16 protein-coding genes and 1 pseudogene are annotated in these 16,960 nt (G+C 61.2%); 11 read left to right on the plus strand and 6 right to left on the minus strand.

Features of this window, described 5'->3' with window-relative positions:
- Positions 1 to 45: 45 nt before the first annotated feature.
- The 5 genes from PAN08_RS01680 to PAN08_RS01700 form a co-directional block, all read right to left on the minus strand.
- On the minus strand, positions 46 to 1,143 hold the full coding sequence (locus PAN08_RS01680) for an AI-2E family transporter (RefSeq protein WP_269789822.1): 1,098 nt from the start codon (positions 1,141 to 1,143) through the stop codon (positions 46 to 48).
- A 45-nt stretch (positions 1,144 to 1,188) separates the two neighbouring features.
- Entirely contained in the window at positions 1,189 to 1,620 is a 432-nt protein-coding gene (locus PAN08_RS01685; RefSeq protein WP_269789823.1) for a protein sip-5, read from the minus strand.
- Positions 1,617 to 2,102 carry a phage holin family protein gene (locus tag PAN08_RS01690; protein ID WP_269789824.1) on the minus strand — a complete coding sequence of 162 codons (486 nt, stop codon included), beginning with the start codon at positions 2,100 to 2,102 and terminating at the stop codon, positions 1,617 to 1,619. The genes PAN08_RS01685 and PAN08_RS01690 overlap by 4 nt, the downstream gene beginning before the upstream one ends.
- A 5-nt stretch (positions 2,103 to 2,107) precedes the next feature.
- On the minus strand, positions 2,108 to 2,467 hold the full coding sequence (locus PAN08_RS01695) for a hypothetical protein (RefSeq protein WP_057632116.1): 360 nt from the start codon (positions 2,465 to 2,467) through the stop codon (positions 2,108 to 2,110).
- A gap of 175 nt (positions 2,468 to 2,642) precedes the next feature.
- Positions 2,643 to 4,070, minus strand: a complete 1,428-nt coding sequence (locus PAN08_RS01700; protein ID WP_269789825.1) for a Do family serine endopeptidase — start codon at positions 4,068 to 4,070, stop codon at positions 2,643 to 2,645.
- Between the two features lie 460 nt (positions 4,071 to 4,530).
- On the opposite strand from PAN08_RS01700, the gene PAN08_RS01705 reads away from it, so the two are divergent.
- The 7 genes and pseudogenes from PAN08_RS01705 (at position 4,531) to PAN08_RS01740 (ending at position 12,584) form a co-directional block, all read left to right on the plus strand.
- Positions 4,531 to 6,681, plus strand: a complete 2,151-nt coding sequence (locus PAN08_RS01705; RefSeq protein WP_269789826.1) for an adenosylcobalamin-dependent ribonucleoside-diphosphate reductase — start codon at positions 4,531 to 4,533, stop codon at positions 6,679 to 6,681.
- Positions 6,682 to 6,828: 147 nt separating this feature from the next.
- Entirely contained in the window at positions 6,829 to 7,701 is an 873-nt protein-coding gene (locus PAN08_RS01710) for a histone (protein WP_269789827.1), read from the plus strand.
- 79 nt (positions 7,702 to 7,780) lie between these two features.
- On the plus strand, positions 7,781 to 8,572 hold the full coding sequence (locus PAN08_RS01715) for an NrdJb (protein WP_269789828.1): 792 nt from the start codon (positions 7,781 to 7,783) through the stop codon (positions 8,570 to 8,572).
- Between the two features lie 54 nt (positions 8,573 to 8,626).
- A complete protein-coding gene (locus PAN08_RS01720) occupies positions 8,627 to 9,592 on the plus strand; it encodes a hypothetical protein (protein WP_269789829.1) in 966 nt (321 codons plus the stop codon).
- 325 nt (positions 9,593 to 9,917) lie between these two features.
- Positions 9,918 to 10,505 carry a serine hydrolase domain-containing protein gene (locus PAN08_RS01725; RefSeq protein WP_269789830.1) on the plus strand — a complete coding sequence of 196 codons (588 nt, stop codon included), beginning with the start codon at positions 9,918 to 9,920 and terminating at the stop codon, positions 10,503 to 10,505.
- Between the two features lie 196 nt (positions 10,506 to 10,701).
- A pseudogene (locus PAN08_RS18030) lies at positions 10,702 to 11,735 on the plus strand (serine hydrolase domain-containing protein).
- A 207-nt stretch (positions 11,736 to 11,942) separates the two neighbouring features.
- Positions 11,943 to 12,584 carry a hypothetical protein gene (locus PAN08_RS01740; RefSeq protein ID WP_269789833.1) on the plus strand — a complete coding sequence of 214 codons (642 nt, stop codon included), beginning with the start codon at positions 11,943 to 11,945 and terminating at the stop codon, positions 12,582 to 12,584.
- Between the two features lie 111 nt (positions 12,585 to 12,695).
- Here the strand turns inward: PAN08_RS01740 and PAN08_RS01745 are convergent, their stop codons facing one another.
- The gene (locus tag PAN08_RS01745) at positions 12,696 to 13,259 is read right to left on the minus strand and encodes a hypothetical protein (protein WP_269789834.1); all 564 of its coding nucleotides are present in this window, start codon (positions 13,257 to 13,259) and stop codon (positions 12,696 to 12,698) included.
- A gap of 340 nt (positions 13,260 to 13,599) precedes the next feature.
- Between PAN08_RS01745 and PAN08_RS01750 the strand changes: the two genes are divergently transcribed.
- The 4 genes from PAN08_RS01750 (at position 13,600) to PAN08_RS01765 (ending at position 16,929) form a co-directional block, all read left to right on the plus strand.
- Positions 13,600 to 14,271: an Ivy family c-type lysozyme inhibitor gene (locus PAN08_RS01750; RefSeq protein ID WP_269789835.1), complete on the plus strand. Its 672-nt coding sequence runs from the start codon at positions 13,600 to 13,602 to the stop codon at positions 14,269 to 14,271.
- Between the two features lie 472 nt (positions 14,272 to 14,743).
- The gene (locus tag PAN08_RS01755; protein WP_269789836.1) at positions 14,744 to 15,991 is read left to right on the plus strand and encodes a hypothetical protein; all 1,248 of its coding nucleotides are present in this window, start codon (positions 14,744 to 14,746) and stop codon (positions 15,989 to 15,991) included.
- A 102-nt stretch (positions 15,992 to 16,093) separates the two neighbouring features.
- On the plus strand, positions 16,094 to 16,465 hold the full coding sequence (locus tag PAN08_RS01760) for a hypothetical protein (protein ID WP_269789837.1): 372 nt from the start codon (positions 16,094 to 16,096) through the stop codon (positions 16,463 to 16,465).
- Positions 16,466 to 16,623: 158 nt separating this feature from the next.
- Complete coding sequence (locus tag PAN08_RS01765) at positions 16,624 to 16,929, plus strand: MliC family protein (RefSeq protein ID WP_269789838.1); 306 nt, start codon at positions 16,624 to 16,626, stop codon at positions 16,927 to 16,929.
- Positions 16,930 to 16,960 lie beyond the last annotated feature (31 nt).

Genomic DNA, 16,960 nt, shown 5'->3' on the forward strand with positions numbered 1-16,960 from the left:
TTGACGGCCATGGGTGCCTGCGCGGCCAACGTGAACGGCGGGGGCTTATTCCAGCAGCTTGGCCCAGCCGTGCATGCCGTCCAGCCGGGTCAGCACCAGCTTCATGCAGACCAGCAACGGCACCGCCAGCAGCAGGCCGACCATGCCCCACAGCCAGCCGAACAGCATCAGCGCCAGGATCAGCATCAACGGCGATATCGCCATGCTGCGCCCCAGTACGATAGGCGTGACCAGTTGGCCTTCCAGCGTGTGCAGGGCCAGGTAGCACAGCGCAGGCAACGTGGCGGCCAGCGGGTCGCGGAACTCGACAAAACCCACCAGCAGCATCAGCACGATGCCGATCAACGGCCCGACGTACGGCGCGAAGTTCAGCAGTGCCGCCACCGTGCCCCACAGCAGGGCGTCGGGCAGGTCGATGCCCAGCAGCAACAGCACGCCCACCAGGACCAGCCCGAGCAAGGTGTTGATCACGGTGATGGTCAGCACGTAACGCGATATCTCGCGTTCCATCGACCGCAATATCTCGGTGGTAAAGCGTTTCTGCTGGCGGTTGGGTATCAGTGCAATCACGTTGCGCTGCAGGCTGTCGCCATAAATCATGAAGAACAGCGTCAGCAGCACGACGGCCAATACCGACGCCGCCAGCTTGGGCGTGCGCACCAGCGCCTTGTAGGGGTCGTCGAGTTGGGTGCGTACTACCTGCACTTTGCGGTTGCCTTCGCCGCCGGCGGCGCGGGCAAAGCTCTCGGCGGCCAGGTTGGCCTGTTGCATCGGTTTCACCAATGCCTGCACTTGCCGCGATATCTGGCGCATCTGTTGGGGCGCCTGTTGCACCCACTCGGTGGCTGGGCCTGCCAGTTGCACCGCCAGCGCGCCGGAGGCGGCCAGCCCGCCCAGTACCACCAGCAGCGCGGCCAGCAGGCGCGGCAGGTGCAGCTTCTGCAGTACGCGGATGATGGGGTTGCCGACCAGCGCGAAGAACATCGCCAGCAGCACCGGTAGGATCACGCTCTGCGCGGCCCACAGCGTGTAACCCACGGCCAGCGTGGCCAGCACCACCAAGGCCATCGGCGAGCGCGGCCGTGGCGGAAGCGGTGCCGGTTCGGCAGGTGGGGGTGTTGTTTCAGTCAGCGGCGAGGACATGCGGAGGGTGCCCCGGGTGAGGAAAGGCGCGTGCTCGCGCCGTGCTCAGGATTCTGACAGTTCCGTGGCAGCTTCCGCCGCGCGGGGCGGCATGGGATTGGCCGCTGGGGTTTGGCGTGCCGGAGCCGGTGCTGCTTCGGCGGCCTGTTCGGCCTCTTCAGCCGAGTCGCCGGCCGCTTCAGCGGCCATGCTGGCAGCCGCGGCGGCGAACGATGCCACCGACGCCTGGGCCGACGCCACCAGCCCGGAAACCGAGCCGATCATCTGCAACCAACGGCCGCCACTGAACGCGCCGCCGGGTTCCAGCTTGCCGGCCAGAAAGCCGCCTGCCAGGCCCGCAATGATGATGCGGCCGGGTGTCCAGGCACTGCGCCACACGCTGTTGAGCGCGCCCCATTGCTGGGTGGTTTCCTCGCTGCGGACCTGCACCACGGCTTCGGCACGGCGCACGCGGCGTTGCAGTGTGTCGAAATTCATGGCGTTTCCTTGTCAGGGACCTTCACGTCAGCGTCTGGATCTTCCGGACCGGGCTCATCGAACAGGCCCAGCCGCGACAGCTGCCTGCGGGTGGCGTGCATGCCGGTGTGGTGGAAGAAGTAGGACACCCGCCATACCGCATACCCGGTGATGGCCAAACTGGTCACTGCGGTGATCAGCAGTGCGACAAACAGTGACAGGCCGATGTACTGCAGGAAGGCGATCAACGTGGCTGCCAGCAGCAGCCACGCCGATGCACCGAACACGATGGCGATGCCACTCCAGGCCATCGCGCGGCCAAACGCGCTGCGTGCCAGGGCGATATCGGCCGAGGCCAGACGCCGCAACGAGCGCAGCGTGTGGCTGGCCGAATCCAGCGTCTGTCGGCCAGCCGCGCCGACCTGGCGGATGCTTTCCTCCAGCCCCGGTGCGTTGCCCGGGGTGGAATCGTCGTCGGAGGGCGGTGTTGCGTTTTCGCTCACGCCGATCAGTCGTTGCTGCGGGCGAGCTTGGCGATGATCCAGCCGGCCGCGAAGGCCACACCGAACGATGCTAACGGACGCTCACGGATAAGCTCGGCGGCGCTGTCGATCAGGTCCTTGCTCTTGTCCATCAGTGCGTCCACCTGCTCCTTGGCGGCAGCGCCGGAGAGCTCGGCAGCAGCCAGACCGGACAGCGCGCTGTCAGACAACTCGGCCTTCAGATTGGCCTTGCCCAGGCGCAGTTCATCGGCAGCGGCACCGCTGGCGCCCTTGACGGCGCTACCGGCAGCGGAGGCGGCGGACTTCAAATGTGCGCCAGCCTCGCCCAGATGTTCCTTCAAATTGTCGGTGTTGGTGGGGCTCATTGTGATCTCCTGGTTTCAACTATGGGCGCCGGTGTTTGGCGCGCGGGTAACAGCAAGAACGACATCAATAGCAGCTGTCGGGTGTAAGGAACGTTAGAGCGCGTTCACCGCGACGACACAACCGCATACAGAACGTGTCCGCAAAACGCATGAACACGTTGCTGCGCGCGCTGCATCATCGCATCACCAGCTGACCACGCACGTTGCCGCGCAGGATGCTCAACACCAGTTGCTGCGGGCGCGGGCTGAAACTTGCGCGCCAGCTGGCCAGGTCGGTGAACTGCCCGCTGCTCGCGGCCAGAATCACGTCGCCACTGGCCAATCCCGACTGAGCGGCGCGGCTGCCACGTGCCACATCGTTGACCAGCACACCATTGACGCCGGCTTGGCGCAGCGATTCGGGCAGGTCGGCAAAGGTGGCGCCGCCCAGACGAGGGTCCAGCGTGTCGCCGCTGACCGCACGCGGTTGTTCTTTCAATGTGGCCTTGAGTTGCAGCGGCTTGCCATCGCGGCGCACGTCCAAATCGACGCTACGGCCCACGGTGGAAAGCCCTTCGAAGTTGTGCAGCGCCTGCGCGTTGTCCACCCGCTGGCCGTTGATGGCCAGCACCACGTCGCCGGCCTTCAGCCCGGCACTTGCCGCGCCGGAGTTGGGCAGCACACGGGTGATCAGCGCACCACGGGTTTCGCTCAGGCCCAGCCCGCTGGCCATCTGCGGGGTCAGGTTCTGGGTTTCCACGCCCAGCGTGCCGCGCACCACCACGCCCTTGGTCACCAGCTGTTCGACCACGTCGCGCGCAAGGTTGGAAGGAATGGCCAAGCCCAGGCCGATGTTGCCGGCCATGCTGCCCTGCGGATTGAAGCTGGCGGTATTGATACCGACCAGCTGGCCGGACAGATTGACCAGCGCACCGCCGGAATTGCCCGGATTGATCGACGCATCGGTCTGAATGAAGTTCTGATAGCCCAGCCCGCGGATGCCGCTGCGGCCCACGGCCGAAACGATGCCTGAGGTCACTGTCTGGCTGAAGCCGAACGGGTTGCCGATGGCCACGACAAAGTCACCCACGCGCAGCTGGTCGCTGTTGCCCAGCGGCAGCGCGGTGAGCTTTTCGGCCGGGATGCGGATCAGCGCGATGTCGGTGTCCGGGTCCGAACCGATGAACTCGGCCTGCACCGTGCGCCCATCTGCCAGCGTCACGCGCACGTCGTCGGCGTTGTCGATGACGTGGTGGTTGGTCAGCACCAGCCCTTTGGCCGCGTCGATGATCACGCCCGAGCCCAGCGACTCATTGATGCGCTCCTGCGGCACCTGCGGGAACAGGCGGCGGAAGAACGGGTCGTCGAAGAACGGGTTGCGTACCCGGACGACTTGTTTGGTGTTGACGCTGACCACCGCCGGCATCGCCTGTTCCAGCATCGGCGCCAGTGACGGCACGGCCTGCCCAGCGACGGCGGCGGGCAGTGCGGCGGTGGTGGGCAGCACTGCCGAGGCGTTGGCCGCCTCGGCACGGTTGTCCAGGTGGGCATTGATGGCGCTGGCGGTGAAGCCGCCGAAAGCAGCGGCCAGGGCCAGGGTAAGCAGCGTGGGGAGCGGTCGCATAAGCCGAGAGATTCCATGCAGGGGCGCCGACGGCGGCCCGGGGCGGGGCGGATTGCTGAACGCGAGTGTGGCCGGTGGTGCCTAAATCGACAATGAAATTCTCTGTCAGACCGCAATCCCAAGGCCGGCGTGGCCTGCACGGAATGCAATAGTCCAAATGCAGATTTTTTGTTTGACTTCACCCCTGCGGTGGGTAAGCTTGGTCTCGCCATCACCCACTAGATGTTGGGTTGATGTGAAAGACGTCCCCAAGCAGTAGGGTTATCGCTCGGGGTGCAAGCACCCCAACGGAAGGCGTGCAATGACCGCGACAGTGATGCTGAAAACCGGTAGTCCCCGGATTCCTCCCATCCCGCCAACAGGCGCGTAATTACGCGTCTGTGCGTTGTCGTCGTTGCAGCCCTGCCAGCAGGGAAAAGTAGATCGCACCGCAAGGTGCCCCAGGAGAATTCCCACAATCATGAGTACGGTGCGTCTGGAAGTGGTCAGCAATCAAACCAAGTCGGACCTGATTCCCCTGCAGCCTGCCTCGCAGGACATCTGGGAGAAGAAGTACCGCCTTACATCCAAGTCAGGTGAAGCGCTGGATGCCGATATCGACGGCACCTACCAGCGCGTCGCGCGTGCCTTGGCCGATGCCGAAGCCACCGACGAGAAGCGCGCTTACTGGTATGAGCGTTTCCTGTGGGCGCTGCGCCGCGGGGCCATCCCCGCTGGCCGCATCACCTCCAATGCCGGCGCGCAGCAGCACAAGCCTGCCACCAGCACCATCAACTGCACCGTGTCGGGCACCATCACCGACTCGATGGACGGCATCCTGGAAAAGGTCCACGAAGCGGGCCTCACCCTGAAGGCCGGCTGCGGTATCGGTTACGAGTTCAGCACCCTGCGTCCGCGCGGTGCCTTCGTTGCCGGCGCCGGTGCCTACACCTCCGGGCCGATGTCCTTCATGGATATCTACGACAAGATGTGCTTCACCGTGTCCTCGGCCGGTGGCCGTCGTGGCGCGCAGATGGGCACCTTCGACGTATCGCACCCGGACGTGAAGGATTTCATCCGCGCCAAGCGCGAAGACGGCCGCTTGCGTCAGTTCAACCTGTCGCTGCTGATCACCGACGGCTTCATGGAGGCGGTGAAGAACGACGCCGACTGGCAGCTGGTGTTCCCGATCAACATCAAGGAACAGGCTGAAGTCGACCAGAACGCGGCCGACGTGGTGTGGCGCGACTGGCCCACCCACGACAACTACATCGTGCGTGACGACGGCCTGGTGGCCTGCAAGGTGTATGGCCACATCCGTGCCCGCCACCTGTGGGACATGATCATGGTGTCCACCTATGACTATGCCGAGCCGGGTTTCATCCTGATCGACCGCGTCAACGAGATGAACAACAACTGGTGGTGCGAAAACATTCGCGCGACCAACCCGTGTGGTGAACAGCCCTTGCCGCCGTACGGCGCCTGTCTGCTGGGTTCGGTCAACCTGACCAAGTTCGTGCAGGACCCGTTCACCGACAAGGCCTCGTTCGACTGGGACGAGTACAAGGAAGTGGTGCGCGTGTTCACCCGCATGCTGGACAACGTGGTCGAGGTCAATGGCCTGCCGCTGGAACAGCAGCGCCAGGAAATCATGCGCAAGCGTCGCCACGGCATGGGTTTCCTGGGCCTGGGCAGCACCATGACCATGCTCAAGATGAAGTACGGCTCGGCGCAGTCCTGCGAATTCACCGACGCCATTGCCCGTGACATGGCCGTCGCTGGCTGGGAAACCGGCCTGGAGCTGGCCCGCGAAAAGGGCGCCGCGCCGATCATGGACGAAGAGTTCAAGGTCACCGCCGCCATGCTGCGCCAGCGCCCGGAAATGAAGAAGGACGGCTGGAAGCTCGGCCAGAACATCACCGGCAAAGTGCTGCACGCCCGCTACAGCCGCTACATGCAGCGCGTGGCCACGGTGGCCCCGGAGCTGGTGGAAGCACTGGCCGAAACCGGCGCGCGCTTCACCCACCACAGCTCCATCGCCCCCACCGGCACCATCAGCCTGTCGCTGGCCAACAACGCCTCCAACGGTATTGAGCCTTCGTTCGCGCACCACTACAGCCGCAACGTGATCCGCGAAGGCAAGAAGTCCAAGGAAAAGGTGGACGTGTTTTCCTTCGAGCTGCTGGCCTACCGCGAGCTGGTCAACCAGAAGGCCATGCCCTTCAGTGACGAGCCCGAGGCGCAGTTGCCGGACTACTTCATCAGTGCCGACGACATCTCGCCCAAGGAACACGTGGACGTGCAGGCCGCCGCGCAGAAGTGGGTGGACAGCTCCATTTCCAAGACTGCCAACGTACCGACGGATTACCCGTACGAGCAGTTCAAGGACATCTACCGCTACGCCCACGAGCAGGGTTTGAAGGGCTGCACCACGTTCCGCTTCAACCCGGCTGCCTTCCAGGGCGTGCTGGTGAAGGAAGCCGACCTTGAGAACACCACCTACCGTTTCGAGCTGGACGACGGCCAGATAGTGGAGGTCAAGGGCAACGAGCAGATCGAGTACGACGGCGAAATGCACACCGCCGCCAACTTGTTCGACGCCCTCAAAGAAGGCTACTACGGCAAGTTCTAAATGCTTCCAACGCTGCCCCGTGGACGACGCGGGGCGGCACGACGGTGGTCGCCGCCACCGGGTTTTTGTTGTGCGTTTGTTCCCCGTCGCATCCGCTTCGATATAGCATCGCCAGCATTACAGACCCGACGCCCTTAGGAGGGCAACATGAGCAATGGTAATGGTGTAACGGCGACCGTCTCCCAGGTTGCTGAAAACGTGAAAGAAACTGCAACTCATCTGGGCGAAACCATCGCTGCCACCGCCACTGAAGCCGTTGCCGTGGTTAAAACCCGCGCGCGCAAAGTTGAAGCCGGCGCCAAGAAACAGGTAGCCAAGGTCAAGAAGGCCGTCGTAAAGGCGGAGAAGGCTGTGGCCAAGAAAGCGGCTACCGCAAAGAAGGAAGTGAAGAAGACGGTGACCTCCATGCGCAAGAAACTGGAGAGTGCCAAGGCCAGCGCCAAGGCTGAAGCCGCCGAGCTGACCAAGAAGGGCGCCGGTAAGCGCGCTGCGACCAAGAAGGCTATCGCCAAGGTCGAGAAGAAGGCTGCCACCAAGGTTGCTGCCGCCAAGAAGTCGGTCAAGGCGACCGAGAAGAAGGTGGTCAAGGCCGTCAGCAAGAAGGCTGCTGCCGCCAAGAAGTCGGTGAAGGCTGTCGAGAAGAAGGTTGCCAAGGTTGTCGGCAAGAAGGCCGCTGCTGCCAAGAAGTCGGTGAAGGCTGCCGAGAAGAAGGTCGCCAAGGTTGTTGGCAAGAAGACCGCCGCCGCCAAGAAGACGGTGAAGGCTGCTCAGAAGAAAGTTGCCAAGGTCATCGGCAAGAAGACCGTCGCCGCCAAAAAGGCAGTGAAGAAGGTCGAGAAGAAGGCCGGCAAGAAAGTCGCCGCCGTCAAGAAGACGGTGAAGACCGCCGAGAAGAAGGTTGCCCGCAAGGCCACGGTTGCCAAGAAGACTGTCGCCAAGAAGGCAGCTTCGGCCAAGAAGACCGTTGCCAAGAAAGCTACCGCCGTAAAGAAGGCCGTCAAAAAGACTGCCCGCAAGTAAGCCGCACCGCGCACCCCGTCCCGTCAGGGGCGGGGTTGCTGCCGCAATCCGTACGTAACGCATAACCAGGACTCGCACCATGGCCGTCAAGATCGACAAAAAAATCAAGGGCTACTCCGTCATCACCCCGGACGACAAAGCCCGTGAAGCAGCTGCAGCGGCCAAGGCCGCGCTGACGGTGGCCCCGGTCGAGTCCCCCGTAGACAACATCGTTCACATGCACGAGCGCATCGAGCGCCCGGAAATGCTGATCGGCAGCACCTACAAGATCAAATCGCCGCTGGTGGAGCACGCGTTCTACGTGACCATCAACGACATCGTGCTCAACCAGGACACCGAGCACGAGCTGCGCCGCCCGTTCGAGATCTTCATCAACTCCAAGTCGATGGAGCATTTCCAGTGGATTGTGGCGCTGACCCGCATCATGTCCGCCGTGTTCCGCAAGGGCGGCGACGTCACCTTCATCGTCGATGAGATGAAGGCCGTGTTCGACCCCAAGGGCGGCTACTTCAAGGCCGGTGGCGTGTACATGCCGTCGCTGGTTGCCGAGCTGGGCTCCATCGTCGAAGACCACATGAAGTCCATCGGTCTGTTGCACGACCCGGAAATGAGCGTGCACCAGCGCGCCCTCATCGCCGAAAAGCGCAAGCAGTTCGAAGAGCGCTCAAAAAAAAACAGTGAAGTAATTGCAGTGCCTGCCGTTTCGCAGAGCGAAGCGGAAGCGGAAGCGGAGTTGGTGGTTATCGACACCGCCGACAACGGCAGCTTCCCGGCCAGCGCCAGCATGTGCCACAAGTGCAATACCAAGGCGCTGGTGCTCATGGACGGCTGCCAGACTTGCTTGAATTGTGGGTATAGCAAGTGCGGGTGACTGCTTCTGCCTAGTTAACTGCTATCGAACCGATTCTTTCTGACAGGGGTTAACTTGGCTAGTCTTCATGCCGCATCATCGGAAGATGGTTGGATTCATGGTCTTTGTAAAACGATTTTGGAAGCCTCTAGTGTTTGGTATGTGAAGCACCTTGTCTTTCCACTGGTTATCAGCTTTCCGCCGGCAATTATTTTGTTTTTTGTTTCGCGGGAATCTGCCAAGTCCTCCCTTCCCAAGGGTGCCCAGGATCTTGCGAACGATCACATGATTCCAATTGTGATTTGCGTGGCTCTGTATCCAGTTGTGATGAAGGCTCTTGGAGAGCTGGTACGATATAACGCGCAGCCACGTCGTGCAGTTTCAACCAAGGATCTGGTGGCCCTTTCTTCAGTATTGGAAGAGGCTGCGTCGATAAAGTTGACCAATGCGCTTCGCGCAATTAAAGAAAACGTTGGGGCGAAGAAGAAAAGTGATGTGGTGTTGTCTCATCTTCTTAAGCCGCAGGAACAGTACGAGAGGCTTGTTGCGGCGACTTATGATTTCTTTTCAACGATAGATACGCGATCCAGTTATCGGGTCGGTCTCATGCGGATTGATAGTAGTGGTGCTCCTGTGGAATGGCAGGCATATTCGCCTCCAGGAAGAGTGCCGAGAATGAGTCCAGAAGCATTGGGTGCGCCAGCTAGTTGTATTTCGCGTTGCGTTTCAGCGAAAACAATAATTGTTGTCGGCGATGTTATAAAAGAGGCCGAAAAGAAACGAAAAGATAAGCGCAGATTTATTGCGGGTGTTGCAGGTAAGGAGGCAGGCTCTCAGATATGCATGCCTGTGCTCAATAAAGATAGTGGCGCGGTTGAGATGGTGCTGTGTGTGGCTGCTGGAGGAGCCCATGCCTTGGACGAAGGTGCACATCGTGTTTATGAGCAGCTACTAGCGCCCATTATTAGTCGCCTGCAGTATGAGCGGTGTCTTGAGGTCCTTTCCTCGGAGAAGAGTCGTGACACAAAAGTCGCTGCATAAAAAAGTTAGGCTGGTCTCAACATCTGATGACGTCTTGATTTCAGTTGAGGATCGTCTGGACCAAGCGGAGAGGTTGCTTGAGTTGAGGCGTAGGGTCTCAGGAATTGTGGATATGCTGAAAGATGAGTCGCACGCACTAAAGCAGACCTCCGTAACTAAGAAGTTTGGATCGGCAAAGCATAAGCCGACGTCGAAGTGATCCGCCCTGGATTCTGATAAAGAACAGAGGGGCAAAAACAGGGATCAGAGTCAAAAAGCAGGAAAAACAGGGGTCAGAACCGAATTTTCGTTCCAGCCCTCTCCTGTAGCCAGAAGCCAGAGCGCGATGAGTCGAGACCCCGAATCGCAGCCCGATGACGATGCCTGGTGCCCGATACTTGATCTAGACTTTCGCCTCCCGAATATCGCGGCGAGCGTCATGAAGAAGTGGGTGGTTGGGTTGTTGCTCCTTTCTGTCTTGATGCTCCCCTCGGTGGGACGCTCGGCGGAGGCGTCGCCGCAGGGGATACACGCGGCCGTGTTGGACGATTACCTCGACCAGGTGGAGGACGACAGCGGCGGGCTGGGCAGCGTTTCCATCTTCCGTGGCGGGCGCGAGGTCTATCAGCGGCGCTTCGGCCAGAAATACCTGCCCGGCGTGCGGGCGGATGCGGACACCCGTTACCAGATCGCCTCGGTCACCAAGATGGTCACGGCCATTCTTGCGTTCAAGTTGATTGAGCAGGGGCGGCTGGGGCTGGATGACACGCTGGCCGATTTCCATCCGGATATGCCCGCTGCGGCGCAGATCAGCGTCCGGCAGATGCTGGCGCATTCCAGCGGCCTGGGTAACTTCGCGATCAAGGACGGTACGGTCTGGATCGTGGACGCGCTGGAGCCGCCGGCAATCCTGGCGGAGATCAGGCGGCAGTAAAACAGGGGTCAGATTCGAATTTTCGTTCCAGCCCTCTCCTGTAGCCAGAAGCCAGAGCGCGATGAGTCGACACCTCGAATCGCAGCCCGATGATCATGCCTGGTCCCCGAAACTTGATCTAGACTTTCGCCTCCCGGATATCGCGGCGAGCGCCATGAAGAAGTGGGTGGTTGGGTGGTTGCTCCTTTCTGTCTTGATGCTCCCCTCGTTGGGGCGCTCGGCGGAGGCGTCGCCGCAGGGGATACACGCGGCCGTGTTGGACGATTACCTCGACCGGTTGGAGGACGGTAATGGTGGGCTGGGCAGTGTTTCCATCTTCCGTGGCGGGCGCGAGGTCTATCAGCGGCGTTTCGGCCAGAAGTACCTGCCCGGCGTGCGGGCGGACGCGGACACCCGTTACCAGATCGCCTCGGTCACCAAGATGGTCACGGCCATTCTTGCGTTCAAGCTGATTGAACAGGGGCGGCTGGGGCTGGATGACACGCTGGCCGATTTCCATCCGGATATGCCCGCTGCGGCGCAGATCAGCGTCCGGCAGATGCTGGCGCATTCCAGCGGCCTGGGTAACTTCGCGATCAAGGACGGTACGGTCTGGATTGTGGACGCGCTGGAGCCGCCGGCAATCCTGGCGGAGATCAGACGGCAGGGCGTGGCCTTCGCCCCCGGTGCGCGCGTGGCCTACTCCAACTCCGCGTACTACCTGTTGCGGATGATCCTGGAAGAATCCTACGGGCGGCCGTACCACGAGATCGTCGAGCAGGAGATCGCCCGGCCGTTGCAGCTTGCGCATTTCGCCTCGGTGAAGGCCAATCACGCCGATACCTTCAGGTCGTATGCGTTCGCCGATGGCGCGTGGGGCGAGATCAGGGAATGGACTTCAACAATGTCGTCGGGGTTGGCGACATCGCCAGCACCCCCAGCGATCTCAACCGGCTGATCGTCGCCCTGTTCAACGGCGAGCTCGTGCAGAAGGAGACGTTGGCGCTGATGACGCCGGAGCCAGGCAAGGGCTGGGGAATGGGGCTGGCGGAGTTCGCGTACGGGGAGAACACGTTCCTCGGGCACGGCGGTGATGTCATCGGTGCGCATTCCCGGGTCATCTACAACCCGCAGGACGGTACCGCCATTGCCTACTCCACGAATGGGGAGCGGATTCCGACCAATGCCTTCCTCGAGACCATTGTCGGGATCGTTTACGACGGCACGTTCCAAGCGCCGGCGTTGAAATAAGGCAACACGCGGGCGGCTTGGCGCAGCGCACCGGCGACGTCCCATCATCGAAAGAGGAAAGCAGGGGGCAGAGTCGGATTTCCGCTCCGGCCTTTCTTTTCGATTGATTCTTGGGGGGTGGGGAAAGCACGACGTTGGACCGTGTTTCACCCCCTCACTGTTCCTGCGAACTGGCTTAGGCTTGAAGCTCCATCGAAAGGATTTCAGATGAAGATTCCCGTTGTCATGCTTCTGGCTACGTGGGCCTCAGTGGGGCTGGCAACCGATGGCGGGACGCACGAAGAGCTGGCGGCGATCTACCTCGCGGGCAAAGATCATGGCCCCATCGAAAAGCTGGAACGACCGGGAAGCGGGAGCAGCCATTTTCCCGGCGTGGAGACATTTGATCTGGTTGAAGCGCCCCGGCGCGAAGGTGCGGGTTGCGTGAGGCAGCGCTGGCATGTGTCTGCGCCTGACGGCCGCCGTGCCGGCCCGCAATCGGTGGACGTGCATGCCTCGTACGAAGTCGCCCTGAGTCAGGGAGCATGTCCCGTTGTCGGCTATGTCGGCATCAATCCGGGGATGTCTTCCCTCCAGGCCATCGCGGTACTTGAACGACTACGCCAGCCCACCGTTCTATCGACGCGCGTGAGGTTGACCTGCTCTCAGGAATTCGGCGATCAACAGTGCAATCGCGACCATTCCCTCGCAGAGATACTCGGCGACCTTCGCCCGTGGCTCGTTGGCCGTCAGGGGCAAGTGCTTTATGTCTGGCTGGGAACTCCGGGGCAACTGGTGACAGAGATTCGTTACAACGCGCAGGCTCCACACTCCCTTCAAGTGAGCAGGCGAATTCCAGCGCCGTTCTGATCTCGGATGAAGCCAGAGGTCAGAGTTGGGTTTCCGCTCTGGCCTTTTGCGTTGTTGCCGCAGAAAACAATGGGCCGAGTCGCGCTTCCGCTTTGGTCTGGAACGCTGCAGCTAGCGCAGTTCGTCAGGCTTTATCTCTTCTGAGGCGCGCCGGTAGATTCCCAGCGTGGACGAGCGTGAGTTGATGGGAATGATCAGCCCGATCATGCCGGTGCCGCTATCTACGCGTTTGAGCGCAAGATCGTTGTGTTGAGTACAGGACAGTTCGACATGCCAGGAGCTGCATTCCACACCGGTCTCAGCAAAGCGGCAGGAGGATGGATTGTCGATGATCAGGGCGGGGCCTTTGGCCTTGTACGGCAGTTCGGTGGTGGCTTTCTCACCGGCCAAGGCTTGGTGGTCGGCGGTCAAAAACTCTGCACGCAGCTGCCCATTTTCGGTGCGCAGTTTCAGCATGGCGATGCGCTTGTCGTAGCTGCCGAAAAGGGCGCTCAGTTTTTGGAAGGGAAACGTCTGGCCGCCGGCTGAGGTGTAGTACGCCTGATTCTGAAACAGCACTCCTTGCTCAAACGCACACTGACGAGGCTGCACCTCCCGGATGCGCTCATCGTGATAACGCATGCAGCCGCCTAGCAGGAGCAGGGCGGCGAGCGGAGCAAGCAATGGTTTCAGCATTGGCATGATGGAGGACAGAGCGTGCCCGTGGCGCGGACGTTGGAGCATAGCGAAACGTGAAAGATGGCGCGTGGTGCGAGGGGCTCTGGCGTTTCCCGATCATTGCGTTCTGTCAGGCGTCTGCTTTCGGTCATTGCGTTTGCAGTTGATCAGTAAGATCAACGAAACAGAGTTGAGGCCAATTTTTACGCTGCCGCTTTCTGTTTGTGGAGGCGTGATGCAGCCACCTTGCCTGCTGCCGACAGCTCATTTACCAGACCGGATGGTTACAATTCCGCTCCCCGATGAGCGCCACATCGGCGAGGAATCGGGACTTCGCATTGGTTGGCCAGGACAGGGAATGAAGCGTCGAATTATTGAGGTGTCGTTGTTGGTGTTCCTGCTGGCGGGCTGTGAGCAGGTAGCCGATACGCGTGTAGATACCGCTGCGGTTCCCGCGCCTGCAGCTGAGGCGCCGCCGGAGCCTGCGTCAACAACGGCAACCACGGTCCCGGACGATGTGGAGGCCGGTGTGGACCCGTCCGTGTGGGATAACGAGGGCGAGCCGGAAGGGGAAACGCCCGGTGCTGAAATCACCTGTGAGCAGGAGCCGCTGGCGACGCACTTCTTTACTCTGGTGGGCGGTAACTCGGTGGACAACTGTGGCCGTACCGATCCCAAGGTGCTCGCCGCGTTCGATGCATTGATGGCCGGCGCATCTCAGGCCGAATCGCCGGATACGGAAGTTCCGCCGCTGCGCGATCGCCTGCTCAGTGGCCCCAGCGCACCGGGCCAGCCAATGGAAGTGGAGGGGAAGACGTGGTGGTACTACTCTGCGTGCCAGGCTCATCAGTGCAATACGAACCAGTTGGTGATGCTCTACGAGCCGACGCAGTCGACGTTGGTGGGTCGCTTGGTGACACAGTGCAAGTTGCAGTGGTTGGGTGAGCCGACGGCCACGCAGCGCGCTTTGCTGGATACCCGGTCTCCGGTTGATCCGGCACTGTTGAGCGACGATTTGCCCTGCGAGTAACGGGGGAGAACCGGGATCAGGGGCGGAATTCCGTCCGGACTCCCTCCTCGGGTGATGTTGAACGCCATAGTGACCGTGCCGTCTGCGTGCGAATGAAGTGGCACCAGAGCAAGCGCAATGCTTGCGCGGGTTTGAAGTGACCGGGAAAGGCTGAGCAAATGCTCGGCCTTTCTGTTTCAGCTCTCCCGGAGTAACCCGGAGCCGGAGTTTCGGACGAAACATCCACCGCTTATCATTCGCGCTCACACACAAGGAAGTGCAGCGTGATTAAACCAAAGGCACTGGGCGGCGTTGGATTCTCATATGGACTCGCATGTCCGGGTGCGGAGGCTAGTTGCGCTAAAGCGACAATGAGAAAACGTGCGATGCAGTTGGCCGTTGCGACTACGGCAATCACAACGTTTCTTCTCCTGCGAGCGACCTCTGCCAGCTTGGTCGATGGGGGCTTGTCCTTGCTGAGGAGCAACACGCCATGAAGCGGATTCTGGTCCTGATTCTTCTGCTCACCCAGATCGCGGGCAATGCGTTCGCTGGCACGCCGCACAGTGTCGGCAGTGTGACGGTGCAAGCCTTCGTATCCGCGCCGCGCGTGGCAACCATCGTTGTGTCACCGCAAGACGGTGCGAAACTCTTTGAGCAGGAAATGCGCAGGGCGGAGGAGAAAAACGCCGCTCTTATGATCCTCGTTATTCCGGTGTTGCTCCTGCTGCTCTTCATCCTGTTTGGATGGCTGAAAAAGCGATCGTCGCGAACCAAGCAGCTTGCACAGCCGAAGGCGCTGCCGCGCGTGCCGGTGCAGATGCATTGGTATGGCGGCACTCAGTTGCCCATCGCTGATTGGGAGCGAATCAGCCAGGACGCACCGGCAGAACAGGATGCCGAGGCGGTCCACGTCTACCGGACGTCTGCGGCCCGTGAGTGGCTGGAAGCACTCAATCAGCAGCTGGGTGAGCACTACCGCATCACCGAATCTGCCGATTTCCTGCTGCTGTCGAACCTGCGGGATCGGCCCGCCGTGGTGGTCCTTGAAACCTGCCAGCGCATGTTGTCGCGTATCAGCCGCAGCCTGGGCGAGCTTGCCGTCGAACCGGGCATGGGCAAGTACGTGGTGATGGTGTTCGGGGACATGGATGATTACTACGCCTATGTGTCGCACTACTACCCAGATGACGGCGAGTACGCAATGTCCTCAGGCATGTTCATCAAGGCCGGGTATGGGCACTTCGTGATGCCTCTGGAGATCCTTGAGACGATGGAGCCGGTGATCGCGCACGAACTCACGCATTGCCTGCTGCAGCATCTACCGATTCCGGCGTGGTTGAACGAGGGGCTGGCGGTGAACACGGAGCACACCCTGTTCCCGCAGCTGGCGTCACCCAGTGCGCAGCTGTACTTCCCGCACGAGATTGCGGCCCAGCATGCGGCTTACTGGAACGAGGAAAGCATCCAGACGTTCTGGTCGGGCAAGTCATTCCTGGCGACGGACGATGGCAACCGGCTTTCCTACGATCTGGCCAAGAAGATCACCGCGCTTGCAGCAGGCGATGAGCGAGCGTTCCGTGCATTCGTGGCAGCGGCACAGATGAGCGACGGCGGCCTGTCAGCGGAACAGCATCTGGGTTTTCCCCTTCACAACCTGCTTGAAGCGGTGCTCGGCGAGGGTGAGTGGACGCCGCAACCGGATACCTGGATGCAGGGGACAGAACGGGGTCAGTTCTGAGCTCAGCCGGACGCCGAATGTCTGCGATGATCGAGGTAGTACTACCGCCGCCAGCCTCACCTGAGGGATTTGAATCGTGATGGATAACAACGGAACCGAGCGATGAGTCGCTATCCCTGGTCGGTGATCGTACGGGCGCTTGTGTTCTTCCTGCCGTTGCTGGCGTTGTATCTGTTCTCGCGTTGGTCGGCAGAGCAAGTGGCCGGTCAGGCGCATCGCGGGGATAGCGCGCTGGGCATCGCCGTGCTGCTGGGAGCGATGACGCTGGTGATGTTGCTGGGCTTCTGCGTGGATTTCGTAGTGCAGGTGAAGCGCCGGCGCACCTTCAATTGGTTGATCGATATTCTGCTGATTGTCTTGTTGATGACGCCGTTCGGGTGGTTCGCCTGCAACTGGTTCGGCGGCGGAGAATGCAAGGTTTGCCAGGTGCCGATGATGGTGTTTGCCACGGTGCTTGAATGGTTGGGTTTGTGAGCTGATAGAGAAGTAACGCACGGTTCCGCTGTCTCGCATGCTGCACTCGCGGCGGAGGCTCACAGAGGTTTCACCAGGCCGGGGGCAGGCTGCGCGGAAACCGGCCTGTGCCGCACCAGCAAGGTGGAAGCACTGGACGTCATCGGAGGAATGCACGCGTGAAAATATTGCTTATAGGTTTGGCCGTGGCTTCATTGGCCGGTTGTGCCACGCATCCGGCAGGCGGTGCGGTTACCGAGCGCCGCGTCAGCTATACCTGCGAGGGCGGGCCGGATTTGACGGTGGTTTATGCCGAGAATGTGGCGCGGGTTGTGCAGCCTGACGGCAGCACCGTGGAGCTGCCGGCGCAGGTCACGGGCTCTGGCTTTGCTTATGGAACGCCGATGCACACCTTGCGCGGCAAGGGCGAGGAACTGACGTACACGGTCGGTCGAATGGTGCCAAGACAGTGCCGAGAGAAGTAAGGGGCGGGGCCAGGGTGGAGTTTGCGCTCTG

This window comes from Stenotrophomonas sp. Iso1 (assembly GCF_027497995.1).
GTDB lineage: Bacteria > Pseudomonadota > Gammaproteobacteria > Xanthomonadales > Xanthomonadaceae > Stenotrophomonas.